At 73.1% G+C, this 3,601-nt stretch carries 3 protein-coding genes and 1 pseudogene; 1 reads left to right on the forward strand and 3 read right to left on the reverse strand.

The window, feature by feature from the left end; translation table 11 throughout:
- Positions 1-293 (reverse strand): 3-hydroxyacyl-CoA dehydrogenase NAD-binding domain-containing protein (locus GT030_RS32210; RefSeq protein WP_161204109.1); only part of this gene is annotated, 293 nt, incomplete at its 3' end.
- Positions 294-505: 212 nt separating this feature from the next.
- Here GT030_RS32210 and paaN point away from each other — a divergent pair.
- Positions 506-2,197, forward strand: a complete 1,692-nt coding sequence (paaN, locus tag GT030_RS32215; protein WP_161204110.1) for a phenylacetic acid degradation protein PaaN — start codon at positions 506-508, stop codon at positions 2,195-2,197.
- A gap of 9 nt (positions 2,198-2,206) precedes the next feature.
- On the opposite strand, the gene GT030_RS32220 is transcribed toward paaN, so the two are convergent.
- Together GT030_RS32220 and GT030_RS32225 are read right to left on the reverse strand one after the other, a co-directional pair.
- The gene (locus tag GT030_RS32220; RefSeq protein WP_161204111.1) at positions 2,207-2,947 is read right to left on the reverse strand and encodes a TrmH family RNA methyltransferase; all 741 of its coding nucleotides are present in this window, start codon (positions 2,945-2,947) and stop codon (positions 2,207-2,209) included.
- Positions 2,944-3,601: pseudogene (locus GT030_RS32225) on the reverse strand (HTTM domain-containing protein); the annotation flags it as partial. The gene GT030_RS32220 and the pseudogene GT030_RS32225, both read right to left, overlap by 4 nt.

The following is a 3,601-nucleotide window of genomic DNA, read 5'->3' on the forward strand; positions in this document are numbered from 1 at the left end:
AGCCGCTCCAGCACGGCCTCCACCACCAGCGCGCAGCCGGCCAGTTCACCGAGGTGCTCGACGGGGGTGAGCCGGGCGCGCGCCGCGTCCCGTTCGTCCGCGCCGAGCCGGCCCTTGGCCACGAGCCGGTCGAGGCGGGCGCCGATGGCCTCGGCGGCCTCCCGCGCCCGGCCGGGCAGGGCGTCATGGAGCAGGACAGGGTGGCCGGCGGTCAGCGCGACCTGGGCGATGCCCTGGCCCATGGTGCCGGTGCCGACCACGGCCACGGGGCTGGTGAGGTCGATAGCTGTCATGTGCGCGATCCTCCCGCACGACGTTGTCCACAGATGCGGCGGACCCCCTTGTCCCGACCGATCGTTCGGTTACTCTAGCCCTGACCGCCCGCAGCCCACCACCGTCCGGCGGAAGGCTCCGCGGGCCGCGCCCGCCGCAATCCTGCCGTCTCTCCAAATGCCCAGGTCACGAGCTCGACGACGAGTTCACGCAGACGAGGAGTTGGTCCCGGATGACCGCCCGACCGACCGCACACGAGCTGATCGCCAAGCACCGCCCCACCCTCGACCAGGCCCTTGAGGCGATCCGCACCCGCGCCTACTGGTCCCCCCACCCCGAGCACCCCAAGGCGTACGGGGAACACGGCAGCCTGGACGCGGGCGCCGGCAAGGCCGCCTTCGACGCGCTCCTCGGCACCCGACTCGACCTGGACCAGCCCGGCACGGACGACTGGGTGGGCGGCGAGGTCTCGCCGTACGGCATCGAGCTGGGCGTGAGCTACCCGCACGCCGACCTCGACGTACTGCTCCCCGCGATGCGCGCCGGGCAGGCCGCCTGGCGCGACGCGGGGCCGGAGACCCGCGCGGCGGTCTGTCTGGAGATCCTGAAGCGGATCAGCGACCGGACGCACGAGTTCGCGCACGCGGTCATGCACACCAGCGGCCAGGCGTTCATGATGGCGTTCCAGGCGGGCGGCCCGCACGCCCAGGACCGCGGCCTGGAGGCGGTGGCGTACGCGTACGCGGAGCAGACCCGCACGCCCCTGACGGCGGAATGGAGCAAGCCGCAGGGCAAGCGCGACCCGCTGACGCTGACCAAGAGCTTCACCCCGGTCCCGCGCGGCATCGCGCTGATGATCGGCTGCAACACCTTCCCGACGTGGAACGGCTATCCGGGCCTGTTCGCCTCCCTGGCGACCGGCAACGCGGTCCTGGTCAAGCCGCACCCGCGCGCGGTGCTGCCGCTCGCGCTCACCGTCCAGGTGGCCCGCGAGGTGCTGGCCGAGGCCGGGTTCGACCCCAACCTGGTCGCGCTGGCCGCCGAGCGGGCCGGTGAGGGGATCGCCAAGACCCTCGCCACCCGCCCCGAGATCCGCATCATCGACTACACCGGCTCCACCGCCTTCGGCGACTGGCTGGAGGCCAACGCCCGCCAGGCCCAGGTCTACACGGAGAAGGCCGGCGTCAACACGGTGATCGTGCAGTCCACCGACGACTACCAGGGCATGCTGGCGAACCTCGCCTTCTCGCTCTCCCTGTACAGCGGCCAGATGTGCACCACCCCGCAGAATCTGCTGATCCCGCGCGAGGGCATCAGCACCAACGAGGGCCACAAGTCCTTCGACGAGGTGACCGGCGACCTCGCCCGCGCGGTCGACGGCCTCCTCGGGGACGACGCCCGCGCCAACGCCCTGCTGGGCGCCATCGTCAACCCGGACGTGAAGGCCCGCCTGGAGGCCGCCGCCGACCTCGGCGAAGTCGCCCTGGCCTCCCGTGAGATCACCAACCCGGACTTCCCGGACGCGGTCGTACGCACCCCGGTGATCGTGAAGCTGGACGCCGCCAAGCCGGACGACGAGGCCGCCTACCTCGGCGAGTGCTTCGGCCCGGTGTCCTTCGCGGTGGCCGTCGACTCGGTCACCGACGCCGTGGACCTGCTGCGGCGCACCATCCGCGAGCAGGGCGCCATGACGGTCGGCGCCCACACCGTCGACCCGGAGGTCGCGCGGGCCATCGAGGAGGTCTGCCTGGAGGAGCCCGCCCAGCTCTCCCTGAACCTGACCGGCGGGGTGTACGTCAACCAGACCGCCGCCTTCTCCGACTTCCACGGCTCCGGCGGCAACCCGGCGGCGAACGCGGCCCTCACCGACGGCGCGTACGTGGCCAACCGCTTCCGCGTGGTGGAGGTCCGCAAGGAGGCGTAGGCGCGTGGCTCAGGCGGTGCGCAGGCTCCAGTGGTACAGCGTCATGGCCACGCTGGTGGCCAGGTTGTAGCTGGAGACCTGCGGCCGCATGGGCAGCGACAGCAGCCGGTCGGCGCGGGCCCGCAGCGGCGCCGAGAGCCCGCTGCGCTCCGAGCCGAACGCCAGCACCGCGTCGTCGGGCAGCTCGACCCGCCGGATGTCGTCGCCCTCGGGATCGAGGGCGAACAGCGGCCCGGTGGGCAGCTCGTCGACGCCGAGGCGTTCCACGGCGGTGGCGAAGTGCAGCCCCGCCCCGCCGCGCACCACGGTGGGGTGCCAGGGGTCGAGGGTGCCGGTGGTGACGACCCCGGTCGCGCCGAACCCGGCGGCCAGCCGGATCACCGCGCCCGCGTTGCCGAGGTTGCGCGGCTCGTCCAGCACCACCACGGGCGCCGTGCGCGGCAGGTGGGCCAGTGTCTTGAGGTTGGCCTCGCGGGACGGCCGTACGGCGAGCGCGGCCACGCCGGTCGGGTGCGGGCGGGGCACCAGCGAGGCGTAGACCGCCGGGGGCACCTCCGTCAGCAGCGCGTCCAGGGGGTCCCGGACGTCCCCGGCGAGTTCACCGGCGAGCGCGAGCGTGGCCTCCCGGTCGGTGGTGACCGCCACGGGCACCTCGGCCCCGAAGCGCAGCGCGTGCTTGAGGGCGTGGAAGCCGTCCAGCAGCACGGCGTCCTCGGCGCGCTCGCGCCAGCGGTCCAGGGGGTCGGTCATGCCCTGAACCCTACGTGTCCGGCGGTGGACTCCTCCGGGGCGCGGGGCGGCGGCACCCGGCCCGTCCCGCCGCGCCGTATCAGCCGTCCACGCGCGCGTGCGGCCCAGCCGCCGAGGAGCAGCAGGAAGGCGGTGGGCAGGAAGACGGCGTCCGCCGTGATCATCGCCAGGGAGAAGAAGGGCAGCCCGAGGACGAGGGCGATCACCGCGTGCTCGGTCATCATCAGCACCAGCAGGACGTTCTTCACCCGCCGGTTGAACAGGGTGAAGGGGAAGGCGACCTGCACCATGACGGTTCCGTAGGTCACGATCATCATGAGGACGCCGCTGGCGGACATCAGGTCGGCGAGGGCGGGCCAGGGAGAGAAGTAGTCCAGATGCAGCGGGTAGTAGACGGCAGTGCCGTCCTGCCAGCGCGAGCCCTGGATCTTGTACCAGCCGGCCGTGGCGTAGATCAGACACGCCTCCGCCATGATCACGGCGAGACCGGCGTTGTGCAGCACGTTCGCCAGCACGTCGAGCAGCATCCGGGGCTGCTGCGACCGCGTCCAGCGGCCCGCCGCCCACCACAGGCCGAGCCCGGCCCAGGCCGCCCACAACAGCGCCGGCACCAGCCAGCCGCCGCCGAACCGGCCGGTCACCGCGGCCGTGGCC

Source organism: Streptomyces sp. SID1328 (assembly GCF_009865595.1).
Classification (GTDB): Bacteria; Actinomycetota; Actinomycetes; order Streptomycetales; family Streptomycetaceae; genus Streptomyces; species Streptomyces griseoluteus.

What these genes read in the sequence shown, in the direction of transcription:
- paaN (WP_161204110.1), top strand. Translation starts at nt 506, where the DNA reads ATGACCGCCCGACCGACCGCACACGAGCTGATCGCCAAGCACCGCCCC.
- GT030_RS32220 (WP_161204111.1), bottom strand. Translation starts at nt 2,947, where the DNA reads ATGACCGACCCCCTGGACCGCTGGCGCGAGCGCGCCGAGGACGCCGTG.